This is a genomic window from Arthrobacter sp. 18067 (genome assembly GCF_902706295.1).
Taxonomy (GTDB): Bacteria; Actinomycetota; Actinomycetes; order Actinomycetales; family Micrococcaceae; genus Arthrobacter.
Genome location: NZ_CACSJJ010000007.1, coordinates 96,787 through 121,248, shown reverse-complemented (window position 1 = coordinate 121,248; position 24,462 = coordinate 96,787). Strand labels below are relative to the sequence as shown.

The window sequence follows — 24,462 nt, the reverse complement described above, 5'->3', positions numbered from 1 at the left end:
TCCAGGCATGCCCAGCTCATACTGGCGGTCTTGGGAACAAAGTCACCGGACCGGATTCCGAATGTGGATCGGCTTCCAGCCATGTTCATTCTCTCACACCCCTGCACATTCCCAAGGTAGGCCGCTGTGTCGTGCAGTGCCCGAGAGGACCGGAGCCAAGGAGAAGCTGGGGGCAGCGCCCAGCCTCCGGCGTTACAATCCTCCCAAGAGCCGTTACCGGCAAGGCCGGGCCACTTGTTGAAAAGGACTACATCCGCGATGCCGAGCACAGCCAAGGGAAACCTGGCCAACCAAGCCACAAACCGCGCAGAGGACCTGCCCGCCCAACCAGGTGCCCGGCAGGATTCCCTCCCTGGGACGGTCCGCGACAAACCCTTCGCCTGGATCCTGCTGATCACCGGCGTCATCGGGTGGCTGGCGTCCGGCGCACTGGTCCTCGAGAAGCTTGAGGTACTCAAGGATCCCAACCACGTCACCGTCTGCGATGTGAATCCCTGGGTTTCCTGTGGTGCCGTGATGCAGACACCTCAGAGTTCCGTGTTCGGGTTCCCCAACATGTTCATTGGCATCGTTGCCTTTGCCGTCATCATCACAACGGCCATGGGCATTCTCGCGGGCGCAAAGTACTCAAGGGGCTACTGGTTGGGCCTCCAGACGGGAGTCACCCTGGGCTTCGCGTTCGTTGTCTGGCTGTGGTCGCAGGCCCTCTACGCCATCCATGTACTCTGCCCGTTCTGCATGGTGGTGTGGGCGGTCATGATCCCATTGTTCGTATGGGTGACCATCCGCAACATCACCCATGGAGTCATCAAGGCGCCACCGGCCCTGGCAAAGCTGTTGGGCGAGTCCGGCTGGATTATCGTGGCGCTGCTGTATGTTGCCGTCATCGCCACCATCTTCTTCTCGTTCATTCACGTCTTCGTGGGGTCATCCGCCTAGGAACAACCCCTCGCGAGATGACAGAAAAGGCCAATGTTCATGATGAACATTGGCCTTTTCTGTAGTTTCGGTGAAGCGTTATCAGCCTGCGAACCAGATCTTGATCTCACGCTCAGCGGAGTCAACGGAATCCGAGCCGTGAACAAGGTTCTGCTGGACTGCCAGGCCCCAGTCGCGGCCGAAGTCGCCACGGATGGTGCCCGGTGCCGCCGTCGTCGGATCGGTGGTTCCGGCCAGTGAACGGAAGCCTTCGATCACGCGGTGGCCCTCGAAGACCGCCGCGATGACCGGTCCGCTCAGCATGAACTCAACCAAGGGCTCGTAGAACGGCTTGCCTACGTGTTCCTCGTAGTGCTGCTCCAGCAGCTCGCGGGTCGCGTTGACCTTCTTCAGCTCCGCCAGGGTGTAGCCCTTGGCTTCGATCCGGGCGAGGATGCTTCCGCCAAGGTTGCGGGCGACGCCGTCGGGCTTGACCAGGACAAGGGTCCGTTCAATGCTCACAGTTGCTCCAATGTGGTTGGTCGGTGGTTTTCCCAGCCAGTTTACGGGGTTTGCGGGTCTGCTTCGTCACCATGGGCTGCGTCCCATTCCGCCTGCTCACGGTCGCGCTGGGCAACTTCGCGGTCGATCCTCATACCCGCCCTGATCCCGTACCACCAGCAGATGGCAAACAGGATGCCCACAATGAACATCGTCGGCTCGGCGAAGCCCGTCAGGATCAGCACCAACTGCAAGCCCCAGCCGACCGCGATGCCCCATGGCTTGGACAAGACAGCACAGGCCAAAACCAGCACCACGGTCAAGGCGATGCCGAACCCCAGAATGATGGCGGGGTCCACCTGGCCACGCTTCAGGCCGAAGACCGCCAGGGTGCCGAAGAACGCGACGAAGGCTTCGAGCAGGAGCACGGTGGAGGCAAACATCACCTTCGTCGACCGGCGCTTCTTGGGCATTCCCGGCCGCCATTCGCGTTGCGCCTTGGTCATTTTCGCCATACTAGGCACTCGCCTTTCCGAGCAGGATCCGCGCCTCGGCCACTACCGTGATGGAGCCCGTCACCAGGACACCGCCTGCGAGGTCGTCGTTGGATTCCGCGCGCTCCACGGCCCATTCGAGGGCGTCATCGAGCTTCTCCGCGATGTGGACGTTGTCCTCGCCAAAGCCGAGATCCACAGCCAGCTCTGCGAGTTCTCCTGCGGGGACGGCACGGGCAGAGTTCGATTGCGTAAAGCAGAATTCGCCGGCCAGGCCGCCAAGGGACTCCTTGAGCGTCTTGAGGATTTCCTCAGCGTCCTTCTCCCGCAGCACGCCCACTACCACTACGAGTTTGCTGAAGCTGAAGGCTTCCTGGATCGCCTCGGACGAAACCCTGATGCCGTCGGGATTGTGCGCAGCGTCCACCACAACGGTAGGCGCCGTGCGGACCACTTCCAACCGTCCTGGCGACGTCACGGAACCGAACGCTTCCTTGAGTACCTCGGCGTCGAGTTCCTTCTCTCCCCCACCGAAGAAGGCTTCCAGGGCAGCAACGGCCACTGCCGCATTCTCAGCCTGGTGGGCGCCATGCAGCGGCAGCAGCAGATCCTCATACCGGCCGGCAAGACCCTGGATGGTGATCACCTGGCCCCCAACAGCAACGGCGCGGGACTCAACACCGAACTCAACCCCCTCAAAACGGAAGGGTACGTCTGCTTCGCGGGCCTTCTCCAACAGGACCTGCGCCGCATCCACCGGTTGGGCCGCGCTCACCAGGAACCCTCCCGGCTTGATGATGCCGGCCTTCTCGTAGGCGATGTCCTCAGTGGTGTCGCCCAGAAGATCCGTGTGGTCCAACGAAATTGGCGTGATGACGGCGACCTGTCCGTCGCCAACGTTGGTGGCGTCGGTGATGCCACCCAGGCCAACCTCCATCACGGCAACGTCGACAGGCTGATCGGCAAACACCGCAAAGCCCAGGATGGTCAGGCATTCGAAGTACGTCAGGCGTGGCTGGTTATCGGCAACAAGTTCGTTGTCCACGATTTCCAGGTAGGGACGGATTTCGTCCCAGATCCGCACGAAGGTAGCGTCCGGCACGGGCTCGCCGTCAATGCTGATGCGCTCAGTCACCTTGGACAGGTGCGGGCTGGTGTAGCGGCCGGTGCTGAGGCCATGAGCACGCAGCCCGGACTCAATCATGCGGGCCGTCGAAGTCTTGCCGTTGGTACCTGTGATGTGGATGATCGGGAAGGCCTTGTTCGGCTCCCCCAGGACGTCCATGGCACGGAACAACGGAGCCAGACGCGGTTCCATCTTGTTTTCCGGCGCACGGCCCAGGAGTTCGGCGTAGACGCTCTCAACCGAAAATTCGTCAGTCATGGTTCAGGCCCCTGCCTTTGCGACGGTGACCTGGGGTTCGTCGACACTGGCCAACAGAACCTCAAGTTCCAGGGTCAGCGTCTCGGTCCGGACCAGTTCCGAGTTGGCTTTCAGGGCGTCGACGACGTCCTGCCCGGCCTCCACCGTCGTGCGGATACGGTCGCTGACGTTCAGTCCTGCGTCCTTGCGTGCCTGCTGGATGGCGCGGACCATATCGCGCGCCAGACCTTCCGCAGCCAGTTCCGGAGTGACCTCGGTGTTCAAGACAACGAATCCGCCGCCCGGCAGAACGGCAACCGCCGAGCTTCCGCCGTCGGCCGCTTCTGCCACCACTGTCTCCAGCGTGTATTCGTGCGGCTCGAGCTCCAGGCCGCCGGCAACCACCAAACCAGCATCGTTCACGGACCAGTCGCCGGACTTCGATCCCTTGATGGCCTGCTGGACGTTCTTGCCAAGGCGCGGGCCCGCGGCGCGGGCGTTGACCACGAGCTTCTGCTCGATTCCGAACTCCTCGGGCGACGCCGTAGCGGCGTCCAGAAGGCGGACCGAACGCAGGTTCAGTTCATCAGCGACGACGGCGGCAAAACCTCCCAGGGCATCGGCACCGGGTGCCACCACAGTCAGTTCCTGCAGCGGCAGGCGAACGCGCAGGTTCGCGGCCTTGCGCAGGCTGGAACCGGTGGAGCAGATCTGCTGGATACGGTCCATGGCCTCCACCAGCTCAGGGTTGGCCGGGAAGAGTGAAGCCTCGGGCCAGTCAGCCAGATGAACTGAACGGCCACCGGTCAGACCGCGCCAGATCTCTTCCGAGACAAGCGGCAGCAAGGAAGCCGACACCCGGCACACTGCCTCAAGGGCCGTGTACAGCGCGTCGAAGGCGTCAACGTTCTCATCAAAGAAGCGCTGGCGGCTGCGGCGGACGTACCAATTGGTGAGCATGTCCAGGTAGCTGCGCAGTTCATCGCAGGCACCCGAGATGTCGTAGCTGTCCAGGCTGGCAGTGATGTTGCGGACCAGGTCCCCGGTGTTGGCCAGGAGGTACTGGTCCAGCGTGTCTGCGTAGCCGTCATAGCGCAGCTTCGCTTCATATCCGGACGCTGTCCCTTCCACTACGTTCGAAGCGTTGGTGTACAGCGTGAAGAAGCTATATACGTTCCACAACGGCAGGATGACCTGGCGGACGCCGTCGCGGATGCCCTGCTCGGTCACCACCAGGTTGCCGCCGCGGAGGATCGGGCTGGACATGAGGAACCAGCGCATGGCGTCGGAACCATCGCGATCCAGGACTTCGGAAACATCCGGGTAGTTCCGCAGGCTCTTGGACATCTTCTGGCCGTCGGAGCCCAGCACGATGCCATGGCTGATGACATTGCGGAACGCAGGGCGGTCGAACAGCGCCGTCGACAGGATGTGGAGCATGTAGAACCAACCACGTGTCTGTCCGATGTACTCCACGATGAAGTCCGCGGGGTTGTGGGTGTCGAACCATTCCTCGTTCTGGAACGGGTAGTGCACCTGTCCGTACGGCATGGATCCGGAGTCGAACCAGACGTCCAGGACGTCCTCGACGCGGCGCATGGTCGACTTACCCGTGGGGTCGTCCGGGTTCGGCCGGGTCAGCTCGTCAATGAACGGGCGGTGCAGGTCCACCTGCCCTTCATTGTTGACCGGGAGGCGGCCAAAGTCGGCTTCCATCTCGGACAACGATCCGTAGACGTCAGTACGCGGATACTCGGGGTCATCCGACTGCCACACCGGGATGGGCGAACCCCAGTAGCGGTTACGGCTGATGGACCAGTCGCGGGCGTTTTCCAGCCACTTGCCGAACTGGCCGTCCTTCACGTTTCCGGGGATCCAGTTGATCTCCTGGTTCAGCTCGGACATTCGGTCCTTGAACTTGGTGACCTCCACGTACCAGGAGGACACGGCACGGTAGATCAGCGGGTTCCGGCAGCGCCAGCAGTGCGGATAGCTGTGTTCGTAGCTGGCCTGGCGGACCAACCGACCATCGGCGCGGAGCACCTGGGTGATGGGTTTGTTCGCATCAAAGACCTGCAGGCCCACGATGGAGGCAAGCTCACCGTGCGCGAACAGAGGCAGGAACTTGGCGCCCTCGTCCACGGAGAGGACCACGGGGATACCGGCGTCTTCACAGACCTTCTGGTCATCCTCACCGTAGGCCGGAGCCTGGTGGACGATGCCAGTGCCGTCCGTGGTGGTGACGTAATCGGCCACCAGGAAACGCCAGGCGTTCTGGGTACCGTACTTTTCAGCGTCGGCAAAGTCGTTCCACAGCGGCTCGTACTCAAGGCCGGCCAATTCGGCGCCCGTGTGGGTGGACACAACAGCGGACGTGGCGGCAGCGGCGTCGTCGTACCCCAGGTCCTTGGCATAGGACCCCACAAGGTCAGCCGCGAGCAGGAAGGTGCCCGTTACAGGCGCTTCGGCGGAAGCAGCCTTCACGCCGTTGGGTCCTGCAGGCAGGACTGCGTAGGAGATCTCGGGCCCGACGGCGAGCGCCAGGTTGGTGGGCAGCGTCCAGGGCGTGGTGGTCCAGGCGAGCGCCTGCACGCCGTCAAGTGCCTTGGAGAGCCCGGAGTCCCCCGCCTTGATGGGGAACGTCACCGTAACTGTCTGGTCCTGGCGGTTCTTATAGACGTCATCGTCCATCCGGAGTTCGTGGTTGGACAGGGGCGTCTCGTCCTTCCAGCAATATGGAAGAACACGGTAGCCGTTGTAGGTCAGCCCCTTCTCGTGCAGCTGCTTGAAGGCCCAAAGCACGGATTCCATGTACTCGACGTTGAGCGTCTTGTAGTCGTTCTCGAAGTCAACCCAGCGGGCCTGGCGCGTGACGTAGGCCTTCCACTCGTTGGCATACTTCATCACGGAGGCGCGGCAGGCGTCGTTGAATTTGTCGATGCCCATGGCTTCGATCTGGGTCTTGTCCGTCATGCCCAGCTGCTTCATGGCTTCGAGCTCTGCCGGCAGGCCGTGGGTGTCCCAGCCGAAGCGGCGCTCCACGCGCTTTCCACGCTGGGTCTGATAACGGCCGACGAGGTCCTTGGCGTAGCCGGTCAGCAGGTGGCCGTAATGGGGCAGGCCGTTGGCGAAGGGAGGGCCGTCGTAGAAGACGAATTCGTTGCTTCCGGCTGTCCCACCCGGAAGGTCGCTGTCGCGTTGGTCGATGCTGGCTTGGAAGGTACCGTCTTCATCCCAGTATTTGAGGATGCGCTCTTCGATTTCCGGGAACTTCACGGAGGCGGACACGCCGTGCGTGCCGGACGAAGACGCTGAGGCCTTGGGGTAGTGGGTCATCTCATATCCTGTGATAGCTGGTTGACTGTCAGGATGCGAGGACGGCTGCGGTATTGACCTGCGTCAACACCGGTACCGCGGTACCACCTCACTTACCGGAACACGTGATTCCGGCCTCTCATTACTGCTGTGACGGGCTTACCCGTCCGGTTCTAGTGGGCCATGGCCGCCGAATAGGCGATCAGTGCTGTTCTTCCGGAAGCTCACCGGTGATGGCCGGTTCAAAGCTGGTCCTCCAAGTCTAGCGGCAGCGCGCCGTCTGGCTCTACTCGGGAGTTCATCCTCCGGGTGGAGTCCGGCCCGCCGCGCGATGCATAGACTCGACCCCATGACGCACCCCGCTCCGGCCATCCCCGACGCCCGCCCTCCGAGGCGACGCGCATCCTTGGCGTGGTCTGTGCTCGCTTTGCTGGTTGTGTTGCCAGTTGCGGGGGTATCGATGTTCCGGGCAATCCCAACGGAGTGGCCACTGATCGTGGTGCAACTATTGTCCTTCACGCCCTGGATGGTGGTGCCTGCGGCCTTGGCAGTGATTCTTGCGGCCCTGGGTCGTCGCCTGTGGGCGATTATCACGACGGCGGCCCTGCTGGCTGTGCAGCTGTACTGGCTGTTTCCGCTGGACACCGGACACGTGCAGCCATTGCCTCCAGGGACTGCCTCCGTCTCCGTAAAGGTCATGAGCCTCAACACCGAGTATGGCGAGGCGGACCCGGCCACCATCGTGAGGCTAGTCCGTGACAATGGCGTCCAAGTGCTGACCCTTCAGGAACACACACAGAGCCTGGAGGACCGCCTTCTTTCCGAAGGCTTGGAAGAAATGCTTCCCAACCTTGTGAGCGAACCCAATGATGACGCATCCGGGGGTGCGGTCTATTCCGCATTTCCGCTGGAAGCGGCGGGGCTCTTGCCTGATACGCCCTTCCGAATGGACGTCACGCGGGTACAGTTGGCGGACTCCGGGACTGGGTCCACGGCCACGCTGAGTCTCACCAATGTCCACGCGCTTCCGCCGGTAGACGAACGCATCGCCCAGTGGCGCAGCGATCTCACCAAGGTGGCCCGCCAGGCTTCACGTCCCGGGAACCAACTGCTGATGGGCGACTACAACTCGACGTTTGATCACTCCGAGTTCAGGGAATTGTTGGACTCCGTACCTGCGGGCGCAACACAGGGTGGATCGAAACTCGTGGATGTCGGGACGGCCTCCAACGGACGGTTCTCCGCCACGTGGCCGATGGAGGGGCCGCCGCTGCCGGGAATCGTCATCGACCATATGGTCACGACGCCCCGGATCAGCAGCAGCAACTACTCGGTTCACCAGGTGCCCGGCAGCGATCACGCAGCCATCATGGCGACACTGGTCATCCCCGCCAACTAACTGCCCGTCCTTAGCCCTCCTTGCGAACCAACTTGTGATTGGCTGCCTGCGCGACAGGGCGGACCACGATTTCATCAAGGTTGATGTGATGCGGCAGGGAGACTGCGTACTTCACCACGTCCGCGACGTCCGCGGCAGTCAACGGCTTCTCAACGCCTGCATACACCTTCGCGGCAGCATCCTTGTCACCTAGCCGGTTGAGGGCGAATTCCTCGGTGTGCACGAGCCCCGGAGCCACCTCAATGACCCTGATGTTGTTCCCTACCTCTTCCAGGCGCAGGGCATTGGTCATGGCGTGCTGGGCGAATTTGGCCGCGTTGTAGCCGGCACCGCCCTCGTAGGCCGAGAGCCCGGCCGTTGATGTGAGGTTCAGGACCGTACCTTCACCGTGCTGCCGGAGCATCGGCAGGAAAGCGCGGGTAATCTTCATGGTGCCCAGGACATTGACCTGGTACATCCATTCCCAGTCGTCCGTGTCTGCGTTCGCGATGGTGTCCGCGCCCCGTGCGCCGCCGGCGATGTTGATCAGCGTGTCAGCACCCCCGGCTTTGGTGACGGCCGCGAGCAACGCTGCAACGTCGTCGTCGTCGGTGATGTCTGCCGGGAACGGAACCGCGCCGGTTTCGGCCCCCAGGGCCCCGAGCCTTTCAGCCCTGCGGGCAACGGCAAAGACCGTCCATCCGGTAGAGACCAAAGCCCTCACGGTCGCTTCGCCGATGCCGGTGCTGGCACCGGTAACGACGGCCGTCTTGTTCTGTCCTGCGGAGGTGTTGTGCGCTGCCAAAGTCATGGCACCACCTTATCGGGGGCGTGGACTCCTCCCGCGGCATGCTGTAACGCCAGGCCATGAAACAATTGGTCCATGGCTGAATCAACGCAGGGTACAGACACGCCCGCCACCGCCCCCATCAACGTTCCCGACAAGCCGGCCCTTGAAGGCCTCGAGGCTGCCCTGACGCAGCGCTGGCTGAAAGAAGGAACCTACAAGTTCAACCCGGACACCACCCGGGAGCAGGTCTACTCGATCGACACTCCCCCGCCCACGGCATCCGGCTCGCTCCACGTGGGCCACATGTTCTCCTTCACCCAGACCGACGTCCAGGCCCGCTACATGCGCATGACGGGCAAGAATGTCTTCTACCCCATGGGCTGGGACGACAACGGTTTGCCCACCGAGCGCCGGGTCCAGAACTACTACGGTGTGCGCTGCGATCCCGCCATCCCCTACAAGGCCGACTACGCTCCGCCTGCACAGCCCGCCAAGAACCAGCGCGATTTCGACGTCGTTTCGCGCCAGAACTTCATCGAACTGTGCGAGGAACTCGCCGTGGAGGACGAGAAGGTCTTCGAGAACCTGTTCCAGACCCTTGGCTTGTCCGTGGACTGGGACCTGACGTACCGCACCATCGACGACACGTCCCGCGCGGTGTCCCAGCGCGCCTTCCTGGCCAACCTGTCTGCCGGCGATGCATACATGGCCGAGGCACCCACCCTGTGGGATGTCACGTTCCGCACTGCTGTAGCGCAGGCTGAGCTTGAGGACCGCGAAGTTGCCGGCGCCTACTACCGCTACCCGTTCTTCACCGAAGACGGCGAGAAGATCTTCATCGAGACCACGCGGCCTGAGCTGCTGGCTGCCTGCGCGGCCCTGGTGGCAAACCCCGACGACGAGCGGTACCAGCCGCTGTTCGGCAAGACCGTGAAGTCCCCGCTGTTCGATGTGGAGCTCGAGGTCAAGGCCCACCCGCTCGCCAAGGCGGACAAGGGCTCCGGCATCGCCATGGTGTGTACGTTCGGTGACCTGACCGACGTCACCTGGTGGCGTGAACTGCAGCTGCCCACCCGGGCCATCATGGGCCGCGACGGCCGCATCATTGCCGAGACTCCTGACTGGATCACCACCGACGCCGGCAAGGAAGCCTACGCCGCGATCGCCGGCAAGACCGCTTTCTCCGCGAAGGAAGCCGTGGTTGAACTGCTCAAGGCAGCGGAGCTGTTGGATGGCGAACCGAAGAAGATCATGCATCCGGTGAACTTCTTCGAGAAGGGTGACAAGCCCCTCGAGGTAGTTACCTCCCGCCAGTGGTACATCCGCAACGGTGGCCGCGACGAAGAACGCCGTGAACGCCTGATCGGCCGTGGCCAGGAAATCACTTTCCACCCGGCCTTCATGCGCTCCCGCTACGAGAACTGGATCGCCGGCCTGAACGGCGACTGGCTTGTATCCCGCCAGCGCTTCTTCGGCGTGCCCATCCCCGTCTGGTACCCGTTGGATGCCCAGGGCAATCCGGACTACGACCACCCCATCCTGCCTTCGGACGAAATGCTGCCTGTAGACCCTGCCGCGGATGCCGCACCCGGGTTCGAGGAATCCCAGCGTGATCAGGCCAACGGCTTCACGGGCGACGCCGACGTCCTTGATACCTGGGCCACGTCCTCACTGACCCCGCAGATTGTCGGTGGCTGGAGCCGTGACGAGGACCTGTTCTCCAAGGTCTACCCCTTCGACCTCCGTCCCCAGGGCCACGACATCATCCGCACCTGGCTGTTCTCCTCGGCCGTCCGAGCCGACGCCTTGCAGAAGAACGCTCCGTGGAAGCACGCGGCCATCTCCGGCTGGATCCTGGATCCGGACCGCAAGAAGATGTCCAAATCCAAGGGCAACGTTGTTGTTCCCACGGATGTGCTCAACGAGTACGGTTCAGACGCTGTCCGCTATTGGGCAGCATCGGCCAAGCTCGGCGCTGACACGGCGTACGAGATCGCCCAGATGAAGATCGGCCGCCGCCTGGCCATCAAACTGTTGAACGCCTCCAAGTTCGTGTTGAACCTTGGCGCCACCGAGAACTCCGTGGTGTCCGGCGACCTCTCGGTGCTGACCAACCCGCTGGACCGTGCGTTGCTCGCGCAACTCTCCGACGTCGTCGCCCAGTCCACCAAGGCGTTCGAAAACTACGACTACGCGCGCGCACTCCAGATCACCGAGTCGTTCTTCTGGCAGTTCACTGACGACTACGTGGAATTGATCAAGGACCGCGCCTATGGTGCCGCAGGCGAGACCGAGCAGGCTTCCGTTCTGGCAGCGCTGGCAACAACCCTCGACTCGCTCCTGCGCCTGTTCGCCCCGTTCCTGCCCTTCGCCACTGAAGAGGTCTGGGGCTGGTGGCGCACAGGATCCGTCCACCGTGCAGAGTGGCCCGCCGCCCTGGAAATCACCGACGGCGACACCACCATGCTGGGCACTGTGGGCATCGCGCTCAGCGGTATCCGCAAGGCAAAGTCAGAGGCCAAGGTCAAGCAGCGCACAGAGGTGCTGTCTGCATCCATCACCGCCTCGGAGGTCCTGGTCGCCCAGTTGAAGGCCGGCCTAGGCGACTTGAAGGCTGCCGCCAACGCGCAGGAGATCACGCTCCAGTCCGGCGAAGGTGAGCTGACAGTCAGCGATGTTGTCCTGGTACCGGCCGAGGAAACGCCCGCGTCCTAGCCTTTTCCGGCAGCGGGAGTATGTAGCCCAACGATTTTGGGCAAAGGGGAAGCCCCATCAGCGTTTTGCCGTTGGTGGGGCTTCGACTTTTCGGCTGCCTGGTGACGTCTTGACAGTCTGGCGGAATCCTTGGAATTTCAGGTCTTCCTACCTCGTCACTGGTAGCTTGCTTCCAACTTTGCCAAAGGCTGCGTTGGTTGCATATCACTGAATCTTTGGTTTCCGTGTCCCTCTTCTTTCGAAGTGGGTAAGAACCATTGTTGTCCCGCTGACGGAGATGCACAAGGCTTCCGGACGAACTACAATCCTGTAGTTTTCCTGCGGCCAAGGACCTACCTGTGGCAAAGTGTTGTCCATGCCGGAACTCCCCGAAGTGCACGGCCTGTGCATGTATTTGGACACCCAACTCCATGGAGCTGTGCTGACCGAGGTCCGCATCAATTCCTTCTCAGCACTCAAGACCGCTGACCCTCCCTATACCGCTCTGGAAGGCCGGACTGTTCAAGGTGTCCAACGCTTCGGGAAGTTCGTCTGTGTTGACGTTGACGGTCTGTTCTTCGTGTTCCACCTGGCGAAGGCCGGCTGGGTCCGCTACACGGAGCATCCGTCCTCGGCCGGTTTGCGAATGGGAAAGAGCAACATCTCAGCACGGCTCCTGCTCCACCGCCCCGCGGATGATGCCCACATCGGTGTCGACCTGACGGAGGCCGGAACCAAGAAAAGCCTGGCAATCTACGTCGTCAAGGACCCGCAGGACGTCCCAGGGATAGCAACCCTGGGTCCGGAGCCCCTCAGCCCCGACTTCGACCTTGACGCGCTGGCGGCGATCCTTGGGGCAAGTTCCCAGCAGATCAAGGGACTGCTTCGCAGTCAGGGCGTCATTGCCGGCATAGGCAACGCCTATAGTGACGAAATCCTGCACGCCGCAAAGATCTCTCCCTTCGCCAGCGCCAAGTCGCTGGACAAACAGACAGTCGCACGGCTCTACGCAGCCATGCAGGAGATCCTGGTAGGAGCTGTCAACGCTGCGGCGGGCAAACCGTCCAGTGAGCTGAAGGACACCAAACGCAGCAACTTCCGGGTGCATGCCCGGACCGGGCTACCTTGCCCGGTGTGTGGGGACACAGTAAGGGAGGTGTCCTTTGCGGACACCTCCCTGCAATACTGCGCCACTTGCCAGACCAACGGGAAGATACTCGCCGACCGTCGGACGTCGCGCTTCTTGAAGTAGCGTTGGCTGCCGTTTGGACTAGTTGAATTCCGGGCGTTCGCTGCGGCTGCGCTTCAACTCAAAGAAGTGCGGGTATCCGGCCAGAGTGACCGTCGCGTCCCAGATGTTTCCTGCTTCTTCGCCGCGCGGAATACGCGTAAGTACAGGACCGAAGAACGCCGTTCCATTGAAGGCCACAACGGGGGTACCGACGTCCTGCCCCACCAAGGAGATCCCGGCCTCGTGGCTTGTGCGCAATTGTGCGTCGTACTCATCCGAGACAGCAAAGCGTGCCAGGTCAGCCGGCAGGCCAACCTCGGCAAGGGCCTTCTGGATCACCGAAGCACGGTCCTTGTTGCCCTCATGGTGGATCTGCTCCCCCATCGCGTCATACAGCGGCTTGACGTACGTGCTGCCGTGCAATTCCTGTGCGGCGATAATCACGCGGACCGGTCCCCAGCTGTCATCCATCATCGCCCTGTAATCGGCTGGAAGATCGCGGTCCTCGTTCAGCACGGAAAGGCTCATGACGTGCCACTCGGTCTGAATCCCCCGCACCTGCTCCACTTCGCCGATCCAACGGGAGGTGATCCAAGCGAAAGGGCAGACAGGATCAAACCAGAAGTCGGCTTTGTTGACGGTCTCTTCGGACACGATCTGATCGGGCACAGGGAACTCCTCGGAAGGGTGGGAAATATGGCATGGCAGGCGGTCCCAGCGGAACCGCTCCTCGCTTAGGCCAACAGGAGGCTAGGCCGACTTATTCCGGCGCTTGGCTACGACGTCATGGGCGATCATGGTCGGCTGCGCCTTCTTCGCTACGACGTCGGCTGTAATGACTACGGTGGCGATGTCGTCCCTGCTGGGGAGATCGAACATGACCGGCAACAGCACTTCTTCCATGATGGCGCGGAGACCACGCGCACCGGTGCCGCGCTCGAGCGCTTGATCCGCGATGGAATCCAAGGCGTCGTCGTCAAACTGCAGGTCAACGCCATCGAGCTGGAACATCTTTTGGTACTGCTTCACCAAGGCGTTCTTGGGAGTGGACAGAATTTGGATCAGGGCAGGCCGGTCCAGGTTGGACACCGTAGTGATCACGGGGAGGCGGCCAATGAATTCCGGAATAAGCCCGAACTTCAGCAAGTCCTCAGGCATTACTTCGCCGTAGGTGTCCACATTGTCACGGGCCTCGTTGAGCGGCGCACCGAAGCCGATGCCCTTGCGCCCGGACCGCGAACCAATGATGTCCTCGAGGCCTGCAAAGGCGCCGGCAACGATGAAGAGGACATTGGTGGTATCGATCTGGATGAATTCCTGATGCGGGTGCTTACGGCCGCCCTGAGGGGGTACCGACGCAACGGTTCCCTCAAGAATCTTCAAGAGTGCTTGCTGCACACCTTCGCCGGATACATCACGCGTAATCGACGGGTTTTCGCTCTTCCGGGAGATTTTGTCGATCTCATCTATGTAGATGATGCCCTGCTCGGCTTTCTTGACGTCGTAGTCAGCGGCCTGGATGAGCTTAAGCAGGATGTTCTCGACGTCCTCACCGACATAACCGGCTTCCGTCAGGGCGGTCGCATCGGCTACGGCGAACGGGACGTTAAGCCGTCGGGCCAGCGTCTGGGCCAAATACGTCTTACCGCAACCCGTGGGGCCAATCAGGAGGATGTTGGACTTGGCGATCTCCACGTCCTCGTGATGCGATCCCTCACCCAGGCTCCCGGTCTTGGGTGCGTGGCCTGCCTGGATGCGCTTGTAATGGTTGTAGACCGCCACCGCCAACGAACGCTTGGCCGGTTCCTGACCGATGACGTATTCCTGCAGGAAGTCGAAGATCTCACGGGGCTTGGGCAGTTCGAAACTGCCGAGATCGGAAACTTCAGCGAGTTCCTCTTCGATGATCTCGTTGCAAAGCTCGATGCATTCATCGCAGATGTAGACACCGGGCCCGGCAATCAGCTTCCGAACCTGCTTTTGGCTCTTTCCGCAGAAAGAACACTTCAGCAGATCCGTGCTCTCGCCAATCCGAGCCATGTGGGAATCCCTTCGTTGCATGCGGGTGATGCGGCTCCGCGCCGTCATCAAGTGTGCGGCCAAGCCGCGGCTGGCACCACCGTGACAACATCCACTCTAGGTCACAATGGGCTGCTTGGGTGGAAACAGAACGCCGGTGCGGTCCATATTTCGTGAACCGCACCGGCGTCGAATTCCGTGTGCTACCGGGCGATTGCCTGGGGCTTGATCTTGCGGGAGTCCAGAACCTGGTCAATGAGACCGTAGCTCAGGGCATCGGCCGCGGTGAGGATCTTGTCGCGTTCGATGTCATTGTTGACCTGCTCGGAAGTGCGGCCCGAGTGGTGCGCCAGAGTGTCCTCAAGCCAGGTGCGCATGCGCATGACTTCAGCAGCCTGGATTTCAAGGTCTGATGCCTGTCCACCCTGACCGCCGGAAAGGGCCGGCTGATGGATCAGAACGCGTGCGTTCGGAAGCGCCAGGCGCTTGCCCGGCGTGCCGGCGGCGAGCAGGACGGCCGCAGCACTTGCAGCTTGTCCCAGGCACACCGTCTGGATTTCCGGACGGATGTACTGCATGGTGTCGTAGATCGCCGTCATGGCCGTAAACGAACCGCCAGGCGAGTTGATGTACAAGGTGATGTCGCGGTCCGGATCCGTTGATTCAAGGACCAGCAGCTGGGCCATGATGTCGTCGGCGGAAGCGTCGTCAACCTGGACACCAAGGAAGATGATGCGGTCCTCGAACAGCTTGGTGTACGGGTCCTGGCGCTTGAAGCCGTAGGGCGTGCGCTCTTCAAACTGGGGCAGGACGTAGCGGCTGGACGGGAGGTTACCGGCAGACCATCCGAAGTTGTAGTTCATGTTCTTTACTCCTGGGGTTTCAGTGGTTCTTTGTGCCGGTTAGTTTTCGGAGTTCGACTCTGCGCCCGACTGGTTGGCCGTACCGCCACCACCGGCAACAGAACCGGCGTGTGCCGAGATCTTGTCGAAGAAGCCGTACTCCAGCGCCTCGCTGGCCGTGAACCACTTGTCGCGGTCGTTGTCCTTGAGGATGGTCTCCACGGACTGACCGGTCTGCTCAGCCGTGAGTTCCGCCATGACCTTCTTCATGTGCAGGATCAGTTCCGCCTGGATCTTGATGTCCGAAGCCGTGCCGCCGATTCCGCCTGAGGGCTGGTGCATCAGGATGCGGGCGTTGGGCGTTGCATAACGCTTGCCCTTGGTGCCGGACGAAAGAAGGAACTGGCCCATGGAGGCAGCCAGGCCCGTTGCGACGGTGACGACGTCGTTCGGGATGAACTGCATGGTGTCGTAGATGGCCATACCGGCTGTCACGGAACCACCCGGGGAGTTGATGTACAGGTAGATGTCCTTCTCAGGGTCTTCTGCCGAGAGGAGGAGGAGCTGGGAGCAGATGGCGTTGGCGTTCTCGTCACGGACTTCAGAGCCGAGCCAGATAATGCGCTCTTTCAGCAGGCGGTTGTAGATGTAGTTGTCCTGGGCTGCGGGATCGACAGTTGCCATCCGGGGAGCCTCTGATTGCTGTGACATAAGTACTTACCTCTCGCTGGTGCCAGTGACCTCACTGAACTTCACTACTTGGACACTAACCGTTTTCCGGGGTGATTTGTTCGCCGGAATCGCACTGTTCGCTGACGGCGCACGTCTGCGTTCAGCACCAATGTTCAGCCTTAAAGCAAACCGGCCCCGGATCAGGAGATCCGGGGCCGGTTGAAGTCGTTGACTAGAACTTCACTGCTGCGGGGTCGTCGCTTGCGACAGCGTCGGCTTCCTCAGTTGCCTCAACAGCTGCGGCCTCTTCGGCTGCGGCTTCGCCTGCAGGACGGACGAAGTCGGTGAGGTCAACCTTGTTGCCCTCGGAATCGACAACCTCGGCCTGGCCCAGGACAACGGCCAGTGCCTTGCGGCGGCGGACCTCGGAAACCATCATGGGAACCTGGCCGCTCTGGTCAATGATCTGAGCGAACTGGTTGGGGTCCATGCCGTACTGGCTTGCGGTGGTGACGATGTAGTCGATCAGCTCGTTCTGGCTGACGTCTACTTCTTCCTTGTCCGCAATGGCGTCAAGGATGATCTCGTTCTGGAAGGCCCGCTCGGTGTTGGCCTTGACCTCGGCGCGGTGCTCCTCGGTGTCGTGGTCACCTTCGCCATGGGCGTTCTCCGGGTTGAAGTGAGCTTCGATCTGCTCTTCGACCACGGAATCCGGAACCGGAACCTCGACGAGCTCAACGAGCTTGTCCAGGACCTTGTCGCGTGCTTCTACGCCCTGCTCAACAACCTTGGAGTCGGCAGCCTGCTTGGCGAGGTCCTCACGGAGCTCGGCAAGGGTGTCGAACTCGGAGGCCAGCTGGGCGAAGTCGTCGTTTGCCTCGGGAAGCTCGCGCTCCTTGACAGCCTTGACAACGACCTTCACCTGAGCGGACTCGCCGGCGTGGTCACCGCCAACCAGCGTGGTGTCGAAGATTGCTTCCTCGTCGGCGGAGAGGCCGGTCACGGCTTCGTCGAGGCCTTCGAGCATGGTGCCGGCGCCAACCTGGTAGGACAGGCCCGACGCCGAATCGATCTCTTCGCCGTCAATGGTGGCGGTGATGTCGATGGTCAGGAAGTCATCGTTCTTCGCAGGGCGCTCTACGGACTTCAGCGTGCCGAAACGGCCGCGAAGTTCGTCGAGGGACTTGTCGATGTCAGCGTCGGAGGACTCAGCTGCAGCGACCTCGACCTTGATACCGGCGTAGTCCGGCAGCTCGATCTCGGGGCGGACATCGATCTCAACCTGGAACTTGAGCTCGCCATCGGTGGACGTGGGGTCCGGAACCTCGGTGATCTCAACCTCGGGACGGCTCAGGGGGCGTACGCCCGTTTCCTGAACTGCGGCCTGGTACCAACCGTTAAGGCCATCGTTGATGGCCGTCTCCAGGACGTAGCCGCGGCCAACGCGCTGGTCGATCAGCTTGGTGGGAACCTTGCCCTTGCGGAATCCGGGAACCTGGATCTGCGAAGCAACGGTCTTGTACGCGGCATCGATGCTCGGCTTCAGTTCCTCAAAGGGAACCTCAACGTTGAGCTTGACCCGCGTTGCGGTGAGGTTCTCGACAGCGCTCTTCACAGTCTAAGTACTCCTGATTTTGTGGGTATGGGGTTCTGTCGCGTCCCTGAGGCGGACACAAACACAGAGTCGGGGTGACAGGATTTGAACCTGCGACTTCCTGCTCCCAAAGCAGGCGCTCTAGCCAAGCTGAGCTACACCCCGAATGCACAGGACAGTCTACGGGCAAGCGAGCCAGGAATGCACATTTGACACCGCCGCCGGAATTAGGTTTAGTTGTACCCGGCTTCAACAGCCACCGGGAAGATGTCCAGAACAAGGGTATCTGTCCTGGGGACGTAGCTTAATGGCACTCCCCCAAACCCCCTGCATCCTAGTACTGGCGCGGATTTTCCCCAGTCGATCGCAGAAGCAATCACATTACACGTTAAACCACTCCCCTCATCAGCAGTCCACCCATGGTCTTGATCGCGGACGATTTCTGCTCCTCTGTTACGTGCTTGTAAATGCCTAGCGTCACGATGGCCGACGAGTGGCCAAGTATCTGCGACACAACATTCACGTCCTCTTTTGCGTCGATCATCATCGTCGTGAACATGTGCCTGAGAGAGTGAATCGTGTACCCACCCTCCCCCGTCGGTAGGCCGGCCTTCTTACAGTCCCGGTACCACCACTTGTTGATCGTCCCATGCCCGATCGACCCACCTTTTCTCGGTGCCGGGAAAACCGGGTCAGACTGCTTCGCCTGGCGCAGCTGCTTGATGCTCAGGAAGTAGGCAGCCACAGACTCCTCCAGCGGCACCTCACGCTCCTGGTTCATCTTCACCCGCTCTTCCACGACGGCACCCTTCGATTCCGGTGTGGAGATCTTTGTGATGGATACAACGTTCCGGACGAAATCTATGTCGCTCCAAAGGAGCGCCGTGACCTCGCCCTTCCGTGCGCCGGTGGCTCCAAGCATCAGCCAAAGATGCTGGGACTGCTGCTTCTCGGTTGCGCTCATCAGTTTCGGGAAGTCGCTTCGCTGCACCGCCCGCCTTGGAGGATTCTTCTTGGGCAGCCTAATCGTGGAATCCCTGAGAGGGTTTTCGTTGATCAGCCTCACTGACGGTGATGACGCCCACCGCAGCGTGGCCTTCACCATGTCAGCCACCCGCTTCCCCAGGGACCGCCCGCCGCGCGCGTACTTGGGCAGGTGTTTGGGCAGGTCGCGCATGAACGAGTTCATGTCATCGAGGGTCAGCTGCTCGACTCTTATGTTCAGCCGCGGCTCGATGTGCAGCTTGAGTGCGCTCTCGTAGGACGTGAGTGTGGAGCCGGCCTTGTCCTGATGGGCATCCATCCACATTCGCACCAGCTCTGGTAACCGCAGCTTCCGCTGCCTGGCCAGCGCCGCCAGGGACTTAGCGCCCTTGGCCTTGTCTCGCTCACGGACTGCGTCCTTCTCAGACTCCAGTCCGTACTGCGCGTATAGCTCGCCATCTACTGTGATGCGCATGTCCCACACTGTGGTTCCGTCTGCCAGTTGACGGCTTCCGATCCAGCCATCTCCATGCCTTGCCCGGCCCATGCTCCCTCCATTCATTTCGTTTATAGTGCTTGGTTGTGTCGTGTAGAAACATGTTAGCATCATTGCATGAAGATTCTAAACACTGAACCATGGGTCGGGGTGCCTGCGGTTGCCCGCCATCTTGACCGGTCCAAAGATTGGGTGCGTAAGTATGCGCGCCACATGCCTCACCACAGGGTTGGCCGGGAATACCGGTTTAGACTGTCGGAGGTCGATAAATGGCTTGAGAGCTGGCGAGGAGGTGATCGGGTTGAGTGAGGACACGACGTGCCTTCGGTGCGACCGTCCCGGAGTCACAAAGTGGACTATCAACGGGGACGGCGGTTTCTCCATCATGTGGCTGTGTGCCGAGCATGAGAAGCCGGTCAGGGAACTGGTTGAGCTTGCCAATAAGAAGGGCAAGCCTGGCCGTAGACCCTCTGACCTGCCGCCCGCAGTGGCGTCCAGGCGTAAAACGGTGAAGCCGCTCGATTGGACTCCACCCAAATAGGAACAAGGCCCCACCCATTCAGGGTGGGGCCTTCCTTGTTAGAACAGGTGGTCGGGATTGCCGGGACCATCTCCCCACTTGCCCCCTTGCATGTACTTGGCGCGGTCAATCACACCAAGAAGTCCACGAAAGTTCGGACCTACGGCCACGCCCACAATGTCCTTATCCGGGTGCTGGGCCAAGTCCATGACCCCCCAGTCCCCCGGCATGCCAGTGATTTTCAGATCCTTGATCCGATTTAGGACCGTGATGTTGAACGCTGTCGGAGTCACCGGGGCAGCGGCTGCCGCCAGCTCATCCACCATGTCCTCGACCAGGTAGAACTTCGACGGCTCAATGTCGGGGTTCAGGTCCGCCAGCTCACCAACCAGGTCGCTGCCGTAAGTGACAGTGATCCTGTCGCGGTGTTCGATGCGGACGGCCACGGTTGCGCTGGCCGCGGAGGAAACGGCTCTGATGCCGGACGCCAGCTTGGTCACGTCGTCCACCACACCACCCTTCACCGGGCTGACAGGTCGCAGCAAGAGTTCCGCGTAGCCGTCTGGCGCGCCGGGCTCAACCATTGTGCAGTCGAGCCCGGCAGCGAAGCGGGACATGCCCGAGGCCATTAGCTGACCTCTGCGGCTGTCCGGGTCGTACGTGTAGCGCAGGTAGAGGTACGGGTGAACGGCGTTAGCTGCTGGCTCCTTGGCCATACAGAGTGCATTGTGCAGCAGGTTGGCGAACGCTTTGTTGTTCACCCAGAACTCAACCGCCATGAACCACCGTGTCGTCGTATAGCAGTTCCATGCCTTGCAGACGTGTGCTGATTTCCAGTGGCGCCAGACTGGAGGTCAAAGCGGTGCCATTCTGGAAATGAATCTTGCTGCCACCTTCCACTGGTTCTACAACAGCGACGTGTTCAGGGTTTACGAGTACCTGCTCGATTTCAATGAGTCTCATGCTGCAAGGTCCAGTTCTTCTCGGGGGTCGATGGTGGCGGCTTGTGTCTTGGTCAGGTGATCGTTCTCGATCAGCACCTTGAACACCTGGCGCGTCTGGGAATGGAAGACGATGACGCCCTCCGGGACTCCGTCCCAGTCCGGTGCGGCCGCAGAGCCGAAACGAACCAGGTCGGCCAGAGTCTGCTTGATCACCTCAGTGTCAAACGTGTGGCGGGCAAGCACGGGCACAACCCCGAGTCCGTCCACGTTTTCCAGCGGCAGGTTCTTGTACCGCTCGACATTGAACAGGGAGAATCGCTTCTCGCCGCGGGTGAGACCGTAGCCGCGCTGAATGCCGCTCCCCCACCACTCACCAAAGTGACGCCCAGGGCCGAGTACATCAGCCAATTCGCCGGCGTTCTCGTAGACCCATCGGGCGAACCCGTAGTTGTCAGAGTCCTTGCCAGGGATGACCAGACGGTTGCGGGACTGCGCAGCAACACGCCCGTCCTTAGTGATGATGATGGCGCCGTTGGTGCCGTCGATCTTCTCCGTGATCACCATGTTGCGGAACAATCGCGGCGTCTTCGGCCACTCCAGGAATTCGATGGGTTCCTGTTCGACGGCCTCAATCTGAACATCGGTCATGCAGACTCCTTTGCGAAGCGGTAGGCGGGGAGGTGGTGGGGCTCGACCGGCTGGAAAACGTACCAACCAGGAACCTCTGGGTCTTCAGACCAGTCGTGGGAGTCCCAGTCGTACTGAATCTCAGGCAGCTCGTCAGCAAAGTCGTCGCCGTTCGATTCGCGGAACGACTCGCCATACTTGCCGCCGGCCTGCCAATAGGACCAGCCGAACATTCGCCCGTCCGACTTCCGACGAATCACCTGCATGAGCGTCGTGCCCTGATACAGGTCGCCATCCGTGTGGGCATCAGTTGCCACGACCTCGAACCGTGACCGGAAAAGGTCATGCTCGTCAGGACTGGCGTCGCCGTAGCTTTCCAGCTGATCCCAAACGACGTCGTGACCAAGGTCCCCGCCGAACGCGACAAGGCCTGGTGTTTCAACGATGATTTCTGTCATTCAAGTCCTTTCAAAGTTTCTAAACGTTGGACAATCAGGGCATGACTATGCCGCGATGAATCCTGCTCTGCGATTCGTGCGCCGTAGCTGTTGCTCTGCTGTCGAGAGCCTGTTGGCCAGGTACACGATAAAGTTTTGGTCGAAGTCAGTGGCCCGCTCCTGCTTGTATGGGGCGGTCACCTTCCACTTCAACCGGTCCCCGCCGAACAATGCGTCGGGGTGGTATTCGATGAGCCCGCAGCCCGCTGGCAGCTCATCCTTGGTGATCAGGCCGGCAGGAGTGACATAGGCGAACCTGTCGGCGTGTGCCATCCAGGCTCGGCGTTTGTCCTCCGTGTCACGTTTGAAGTCGGCACGAGTCACTTTGATTTCGAGCGCCATGCGCTCGTTCGGGACTTTCACGCCCCTTCGTTTCAGGTTGATCAGCAACATATCGATCCGCCGACGCTCCACCTCACGGTTGGCGTCGTACTTGCGCTTCCCCTTGTTCTGCGCAACAGCGTCAGGGTCGAACAAGGAGAGTTCCCGCAACACGGCCCAGTGCGTTTGATGGGCCGTGTACTTGAGCAGGAGAGCCGCTTCGATCGCTTTCGTCGTCTCACGTGCGTTCAAACCGCATCCTTTCTAGTCAGTGGATTCCACGATCACGGCTGCTTGGTGTCGCAGGAAGCCCATCATCGTGTCAGTCGTGAATTCTTGGCATGGCCAGTGGCTGCAGTTGATGCCCTTTACTTCGGGCCGGGTAACTGGCCGGTGGACGGCAAGCGCCTTTGCAGCCACTTCTACACTTAGTCCAGCCATGCGAACGTCGCGGTGGCGGAGGCCATCAAGTCGTGAATCGCCAGCCAGTCTTGCTCTGCGGCGCCCTGCAGGTCCCAGTCGTCGTAGACGGTGCTGTACTCAACGTCGCGAACCAGTTCCTGCAGCAAGCGCTCTGCGTGAGCTTTCAACTCCTCAGGCTTCATGGGGTCTCCTGCTCAGAGGAGTCGGCCACGTCTGGAATACTGGCGGTATGGCAAATCTCTCTAGCACCCTGAAACTTCTGTTCTCGGATGACGGACACGGCTTCGACATGACGCTCGGTGACCTTGCCCAATTCGTCGATACAGCGAAGGCTCGCGGTGCCGTCGACTCCGACATGGTTTTTCCGGAGTTGGAGCGAGAGGTTGACGTCATCGGCCTTCAGATTCACGTAGACCCGACTGCAAACTAGGCGTCGCGCCTCAGCAGCCTCATCGCGACTCATGCGGGCACCCCAGAGTCCGACTCGCCCCGCGCCGGATCATTCCTGACCGCGTTACGATCGAACATGTCCCAGTCGTAGTCGAACAGGAAATTGTGGCTGTTGCCTGCCAAGTTGTACTTGCTGTTCGAGAACGACACCTTGAGGAACGAGCGCACGCCACCCGGCGCCGGAATCTCGGGTGCCCTGTGGATTACGGACGAGTCCAGCCGAAGAAGCTGATGGTCGGGATAGGTCCAGATCGGATCAACACCGTCGCACCTTGCGAGATTGATCTGCTGAGTAAACTGCTTGATCGACTCTTTATGGTCGTCACTGATGTTGTGGAATTCCTGCAACGCGAAGTAGGTCGGGAAACGGTCAGTCCACACATAGTTGACGTCGTGGGTCCCAAACCCGTCCGAATGCCAGCCGGGCCGGTTCAGCGGATTGCCGGGGGTGGCAAAGCCGCGGCGCATCGTCAGGTAGACGTAGTCAAACCGCTTGCCGTCGAAGCCCAACATGTACTGGGTGGCATCCTCCAGCCGGATTATCTCCTCGATTAGGTCCCTGGCGAACTCCAGCCGTTGGGGAAGCCGGATGCCATCCTGACCCGGAATGGCGATGGGAAGGTACATGTAGTGCATGAACTCCCTCCACTCGGGCAGCGGATAGTTGCCAAAGTCGAGGGGTTCCTTGCCATAGTCGATCATCTACCTTCCCTCCAAGCTTGTGCGAACTCCACGTCGATGTCGGAAGCATCAGGGACGTCGCCCTGCTCGACGGCCAGCTGCCAGAAGCCTTCTCGATCAGCCAGGGCAAGGCTTTCGGCTTGCTCGGCCGAGTCCGCCTCGATGATTGCAGAGAACGAGTAACTGACATTGCCGTGTACTTCGAAATCAGCCATTGGGCACCAGCTCCTCCTGCCAGACGGCGTTGGTGCCGGTGGGGTGCCACTCATTCAGGCAATTCTGCGCGGTGCAGCCAATCCCCTTCACGACGTCGTACTCCACCCAAAACTCGGGTTGCACATGGCAGCACGGTGTCAGAAAATCGCGCGTGACCAAGTCATTCGGATGCTGCTCGGTCGTCTCCGTCTTTTTCGCTGTCAATCCCGGTTCCTCCAGTCCGTCGTGCCCCGCCAAACAACACGGGCCTCATGCCCTGCGTCAGCTAGGTTCGCGGTCATTGCCTCGGCAGTCTCCAAGCTGTCCAACTGGCTGGTGCCGTGTGCTTCAGGCAGACTCCATGCCACGCCCCACTCAGTCTGGAGCTGCGCTGGAGGGTGTTTGGCGACAAGGTCGGCCAGGTCATCGGCTGGGATCACAACGACCCCGCCTTCCGCGTCGTCCAGAATCTCTGTCAGGACGTCGTGCAGTGTTCTCTGCAAACTCTTCTTC

Annotated in this window: 27 protein-coding genes and 1 tRNA gene; 6 read left to right on the top strand and 22 right to left on the bottom strand. The window is 61.0% G+C overall.

Annotated features, from left to right (window positions below):
- Positions 1–258 precede the first annotated feature (258 nt).
- A complete protein-coding gene (locus tag GVL04_RS09065; protein WP_159702845.1) occupies positions 259–939 on the top strand; it encodes a vitamin K epoxide reductase family protein in 681 nt (226 codons plus the stop codon).
- Between the two features lie 81 nt (positions 940–1,020).
- Here the strand turns inward: GVL04_RS09065 and ndk are convergent, their stop codons facing one another.
- From ndk to ileS, 4 genes are read right to left on the bottom strand one after another with little or no spacing between them, the layout of a single operon-like run.
- Positions 1,021–1,440: a nucleoside-diphosphate kinase gene (gene ndk, locus GVL04_RS09060; protein WP_159702842.1), complete on the bottom strand. Its 420-nt coding sequence runs from the start codon at positions 1,438–1,440 to the stop codon at positions 1,021–1,023.
- Between the two features lie 41 nt (positions 1,441–1,481).
- Positions 1,482–1,934, bottom strand: coding sequence for a DUF4233 domain-containing protein (locus GVL04_RS09055; RefSeq protein WP_159702839.1), 453 nt, complete (start codon positions 1,932–1,934; stop codon positions 1,482–1,484).
- A gap of 1 nt (position 1,935) precedes the next feature.
- Positions 1,936–3,297, bottom strand: a complete 1,362-nt coding sequence (locus GVL04_RS09050; RefSeq protein WP_159702836.1) for a folylpolyglutamate synthase/dihydrofolate synthase family protein — start codon at positions 3,295–3,297, stop codon at positions 1,936–1,938.
- Between the two features lie 3 nt (positions 3,298–3,300).
- Complete coding sequence (gene ileS, locus GVL04_RS09045) at positions 3,301–6,612, bottom strand: isoleucine--tRNA ligase (protein WP_159702833.1); 3,312 nt, start codon at positions 6,610–6,612, stop codon at positions 3,301–3,303.
- A 328-nt stretch (positions 6,613–6,940) separates the two neighbouring features.
- Between ileS and GVL04_RS09040 the strand changes: the two genes are divergently transcribed.
- A complete protein-coding gene (locus tag GVL04_RS09040) occupies positions 6,941–7,990 on the top strand; it encodes an endonuclease/exonuclease/phosphatase family protein (protein WP_159702830.1) in 1,050 nt (349 codons plus the stop codon).
- A 10-nt stretch (positions 7,991–8,000) separates the two neighbouring features.
- Here the strand turns inward: GVL04_RS09040 and GVL04_RS09035 are convergent, their stop codons facing one another.
- Positions 8,001–8,780, bottom strand: coding sequence for an SDR family oxidoreductase (locus tag GVL04_RS09035; RefSeq protein ID WP_159702827.1), 780 nt, complete (start codon positions 8,778–8,780; stop codon positions 8,001–8,003).
- A 72-nt stretch (positions 8,781–8,852) separates the two neighbouring features.
- Here GVL04_RS09035 and valS point away from each other — a divergent pair, with 72 nt between their 5' ends.
- Both valS and GVL04_RS09025 read left to right on the top strand, forming a co-directional pair.
- Positions 8,853–11,474 carry a valine--tRNA ligase gene (gene valS / locus GVL04_RS09030; protein WP_159702824.1) on the top strand — a complete coding sequence of 874 codons (2,622 nt, stop codon included), beginning with the start codon at positions 8,853–8,855 and terminating at the stop codon, positions 11,472–11,474.
- A gap of 355 nt (positions 11,475–11,829) precedes the next feature.
- Positions 11,830–12,705 (top strand): Fpg/Nei family DNA glycosylase, encoded by an 876-nt coding sequence (locus GVL04_RS09025; protein ID WP_159702821.1) that lies wholly within the window; start codon positions 11,830–11,832, stop codon positions 12,703–12,705.
- Positions 12,706–12,723: 18 nt separating this feature from the next.
- On the opposite strand, the gene GVL04_RS09020 is transcribed toward GVL04_RS09025, so the two are convergent.
- The 7 genes from GVL04_RS09020 to GVL04_RS08990 all read right to left on the bottom strand — a co-directional run bounded on the left by GVL04_RS09020 (position 12,724) and on the right by GVL04_RS08990 (position 19,270).
- Positions 12,724–13,353, bottom strand: a complete 630-nt coding sequence (locus tag GVL04_RS09020; RefSeq protein ID WP_159702818.1) for a DsbA family protein — start codon at positions 13,351–13,353, stop codon at positions 12,724–12,726.
- Between the two features lie 81 nt (positions 13,354–13,434).
- Positions 13,435–14,724: an ATP-dependent Clp protease ATP-binding subunit ClpX gene (gene clpX / locus GVL04_RS09015; RefSeq protein ID WP_144651484.1), complete on the bottom strand. Its 1,290-nt coding sequence runs from the start codon at positions 14,722–14,724 to the stop codon at positions 13,435–13,437.
- 182 nt (positions 14,725–14,906) lie between these two features.
- Positions 14,907–15,566 carry an ATP-dependent Clp protease proteolytic subunit gene (locus GVL04_RS09010; protein WP_011775058.1) on the bottom strand — a complete coding sequence of 220 codons (660 nt, stop codon included), beginning with the start codon at positions 15,564–15,566 and terminating at the stop codon, positions 14,907–14,909.
- A gap of 39 nt (positions 15,567–15,605) precedes the next feature.
- Positions 15,606–16,229, bottom strand: a complete 624-nt coding sequence (locus tag GVL04_RS09005) for an ATP-dependent Clp protease proteolytic subunit (RefSeq protein WP_159702815.1) — start codon at positions 16,227–16,229, stop codon at positions 15,606–15,608.
- A 220-nt stretch (positions 16,230–16,449) separates the two neighbouring features.
- Positions 16,450–17,832, bottom strand: a complete 1,383-nt coding sequence (gene tig, locus GVL04_RS09000; protein WP_159702794.1) for a trigger factor — start codon at positions 17,830–17,832, stop codon at positions 16,450–16,452.
- A gap of 69 nt (positions 17,833–17,901) precedes the next feature.
- A tRNA-Pro gene (locus tag GVL04_RS08995) sits at positions 17,902–17,976 on the bottom strand.
- 223 nt (positions 17,977–18,199) lie between these two features.
- The gene (locus GVL04_RS08990; protein ID WP_159702791.1) at positions 18,200–19,270 is read right to left on the bottom strand and encodes a site-specific integrase; all 1,071 of its coding nucleotides are present in this window, start codon (positions 19,268–19,270) and stop codon (positions 18,200–18,202) included.
- Positions 19,271–19,408: 138 nt separating this feature from the next.
- On the opposite strand from GVL04_RS08990, the gene GVL04_RS24950 reads away from it, so the two are divergent.
- On the top strand, positions 19,409–19,600 hold the full coding sequence (locus tag GVL04_RS24950) for a helix-turn-helix domain-containing protein (RefSeq protein ID WP_081765896.1): 192 nt from the start codon (positions 19,409–19,411) through the stop codon (positions 19,598–19,600).
- A gap of 270 nt (positions 19,601–19,870) precedes the next feature.
- Here the strand turns inward: GVL04_RS24950 and GVL04_RS08980 are convergent, their stop codons facing one another.
- The 6 genes from GVL04_RS08980 to GVL04_RS08955 form a co-directional block, all read right to left on the bottom strand.
- Complete coding sequence (locus tag GVL04_RS08980) at positions 19,871–20,590, bottom strand: hypothetical protein (RefSeq protein WP_159702788.1); 720 nt, start codon at positions 20,588–20,590, stop codon at positions 19,871–19,873.
- Positions 20,580–20,774: a hypothetical protein gene (locus GVL04_RS08975; RefSeq protein WP_159702785.1), complete on the bottom strand. Its 195-nt coding sequence runs from the start codon at positions 20,772–20,774 to the stop codon at positions 20,580–20,582. Before GVL04_RS08975 ends, GVL04_RS08980 begins: the two co-directional genes overlap by 11 nt.
- The gene (locus GVL04_RS08970; RefSeq protein ID WP_159702782.1) at positions 20,771–21,403 is read right to left on the bottom strand and encodes an RNA ligase family protein; all 633 of its coding nucleotides are present in this window, start codon (positions 21,401–21,403) and stop codon (positions 20,771–20,773) included. The genes GVL04_RS08975 and GVL04_RS08970 overlap by 4 nt, the downstream gene beginning before the upstream one ends.
- Positions 21,400–21,840 carry a hypothetical protein gene (locus tag GVL04_RS08965; protein ID WP_159702779.1) on the bottom strand — a complete coding sequence of 147 codons (441 nt, stop codon included), beginning with the start codon at positions 21,838–21,840 and terminating at the stop codon, positions 21,400–21,402. The genes GVL04_RS08970 and GVL04_RS08965 overlap by 4 nt, the downstream gene beginning before the upstream one ends.
- Before the next feature lie 45 nt (positions 21,841–21,885).
- Positions 21,886–22,452 carry a hypothetical protein gene (locus GVL04_RS08960; RefSeq protein WP_159702776.1) on the bottom strand — a complete coding sequence of 189 codons (567 nt, stop codon included), beginning with the start codon at positions 22,450–22,452 and terminating at the stop codon, positions 21,886–21,888.
- Positions 22,453–22,628: 176 nt separating this feature from the next.
- Complete coding sequence (locus GVL04_RS08955) at positions 22,629–22,805, bottom strand: hypothetical protein (RefSeq protein WP_159702773.1); 177 nt, start codon at positions 22,803–22,805, stop codon at positions 22,629–22,631.
- Positions 22,806–22,852: 47 nt separating this feature from the next.
- Here GVL04_RS08955 and GVL04_RS08950 point away from each other — a divergent pair, with 47 nt between their 5' ends.
- Complete coding sequence (locus GVL04_RS08950; protein ID WP_159702770.1) at positions 22,853–23,053, top strand: hypothetical protein; 201 nt, start codon at positions 22,853–22,855, stop codon at positions 23,051–23,053.
- Between the two features lie 29 nt (positions 23,054–23,082).
- On the opposite strand, the gene GVL04_RS08945 is transcribed toward GVL04_RS08950, so the two are convergent.
- From GVL04_RS08945 to GVL04_RS08930, 4 genes are read right to left on the bottom strand one after another with little or no spacing between them, the layout of a single operon-like run.
- The gene (locus GVL04_RS08945) at positions 23,083–23,775 is read right to left on the bottom strand and encodes a hypothetical protein (RefSeq protein WP_159702767.1); all 693 of its coding nucleotides are present in this window, start codon (positions 23,773–23,775) and stop codon (positions 23,083–23,085) included.
- Positions 23,772–23,969: a hypothetical protein gene (locus GVL04_RS08940; protein ID WP_159702764.1), complete on the bottom strand. Its 198-nt coding sequence runs from the start codon at positions 23,967–23,969 to the stop codon at positions 23,772–23,774. The genes GVL04_RS08945 and GVL04_RS08940 overlap by 4 nt, the downstream gene beginning before the upstream one ends.
- On the bottom strand, positions 23,962–24,174 hold the full coding sequence (locus GVL04_RS08935) for a hypothetical protein (RefSeq protein WP_159702761.1): 213 nt from the start codon (positions 24,172–24,174) through the stop codon (positions 23,962–23,964). The genes GVL04_RS08940 and GVL04_RS08935 overlap by 8 nt, the downstream gene beginning before the upstream one ends.
- Entirely contained in the window at positions 24,171–24,452 is a 282-nt protein-coding gene (locus GVL04_RS08930; RefSeq protein ID WP_159702758.1) for a hypothetical protein, read from the bottom strand. Before GVL04_RS08930 ends, GVL04_RS08935 begins: the two co-directional genes overlap by 4 nt.
- Between the last annotated feature and the right edge of the window lie 10 nt (positions 24,453–24,462).

Excerpts from the sequence above, each read along its gene's own strand:
- GVL04_RS09065 (WP_159702845.1), top strand. The coding sequence starts at position 259 with ATGCCGAGCACAGCCAAGGGAAACCTGGCCAACCAAGCCACAAACCGC.
- GVL04_RS09055 (WP_159702839.1), bottom strand. The coding sequence starts at position 1,934 with ATGGCGAAAATGACCAAGGCGCAACGCGAATGGCGGCCGGGAATGCCC.
- GVL04_RS09050 (WP_159702836.1), bottom strand. The coding sequence starts at position 3,297 with ATGACTGACGAATTTTCGGTTGAGAGCGTCTACGCCGAACTCCTGGGC.
- ileS (WP_159702833.1), bottom strand. The coding sequence starts at position 6,612 with ATGACCCACTACCCCAAGGCCTCAGCGTCTTCGTCCGGCACGCACGGC.
- GVL04_RS09040 (WP_159702830.1), top strand. The coding sequence starts at position 6,941 with ATGACGCACCCCGCTCCGGCCATCCCCGACGCCCGCCCTCCGAGGCGA.
- GVL04_RS09035 (WP_159702827.1), bottom strand. The coding sequence starts at position 8,780 with ATGACTTTGGCAGCGCACAACACCTCCGCAGGACAGAACAAGACGGCC.
- valS (WP_159702824.1), top strand. The coding sequence starts at position 8,853 with ATGGCTGAATCAACGCAGGGTACAGACACGCCCGCCACCGCCCCCATC.
- GVL04_RS09025 (WP_159702821.1), top strand. The coding sequence starts at position 11,830 with ATGCCGGAACTCCCCGAAGTGCACGGCCTGTGCATGTATTTGGACACC.
- clpX (WP_144651484.1), bottom strand. The coding sequence starts at position 14,724 with ATGGCTCGGATTGGCGAGAGCACGGATCTGCTGAAGTGTTCTTTCTGC.
- GVL04_RS09010 (WP_011775058.1), bottom strand. The coding sequence starts at position 15,566 with ATGAACTACAACTTCGGATGGTCTGCCGGTAACCTCCCGTCCAGCCGC.
- GVL04_RS09005 (WP_159702815.1), bottom strand. The coding sequence starts at position 16,229 with ATGGCAACTGTCGATCCCGCAGCCCAGGACAACTACATCTACAACCGC.
- GVL04_RS08990 (WP_159702791.1), bottom strand. The coding sequence starts at position 19,270 with ATGCGCATCACAGTAGATGGCGAGCTATACGCGCAGTACGGACTGGAG.
- GVL04_RS24950 (WP_081765896.1), top strand. The coding sequence starts at position 19,409 with ATGAAGATTCTAAACACTGAACCATGGGTCGGGGTGCCTGCGGTTGCC.
- GVL04_RS08980 (WP_159702788.1), bottom strand. The coding sequence starts at position 20,590 with ATGGCGGTTGAGTTCTGGGTGAACAACAAAGCGTTCGCCAACCTGCTG.
- GVL04_RS08975 (WP_159702785.1), bottom strand. The coding sequence starts at position 20,774 with ATGAGACTCATTGAAATCGAGCAGGTACTCGTAAACCCTGAACACGTC.
- GVL04_RS08970 (WP_159702782.1), bottom strand. The coding sequence starts at position 21,403 with ATGACCGATGTTCAGATTGAGGCCGTCGAACAGGAACCCATCGAATTC.
- GVL04_RS08965 (WP_159702779.1), bottom strand. The coding sequence starts at position 21,840 with ATGACAGAAATCATCGTTGAAACACCAGGCCTTGTCGCGTTCGGCGGG.
- GVL04_RS08955 (WP_159702773.1), bottom strand. The coding sequence starts at position 22,805 with ATGAAGCCTGAGGAGTTGAAAGCTCACGCAGAGCGCTTGCTGCAGGAA.
- GVL04_RS08950 (WP_159702770.1), top strand. The coding sequence starts at position 22,853 with ATGGCAAATCTCTCTAGCACCCTGAAACTTCTGTTCTCGGATGACGGA.
- GVL04_RS08945 (WP_159702767.1), bottom strand. The coding sequence starts at position 23,775 with ATGATCGACTATGGCAAGGAACCCCTCGACTTTGGCAACTATCCGCTG.
- GVL04_RS08940 (WP_159702764.1), bottom strand. The coding sequence starts at position 23,969 with ATGGCTGATTTCGAAGTACACGGCAATGTCAGTTACTCGTTCTCTGCA.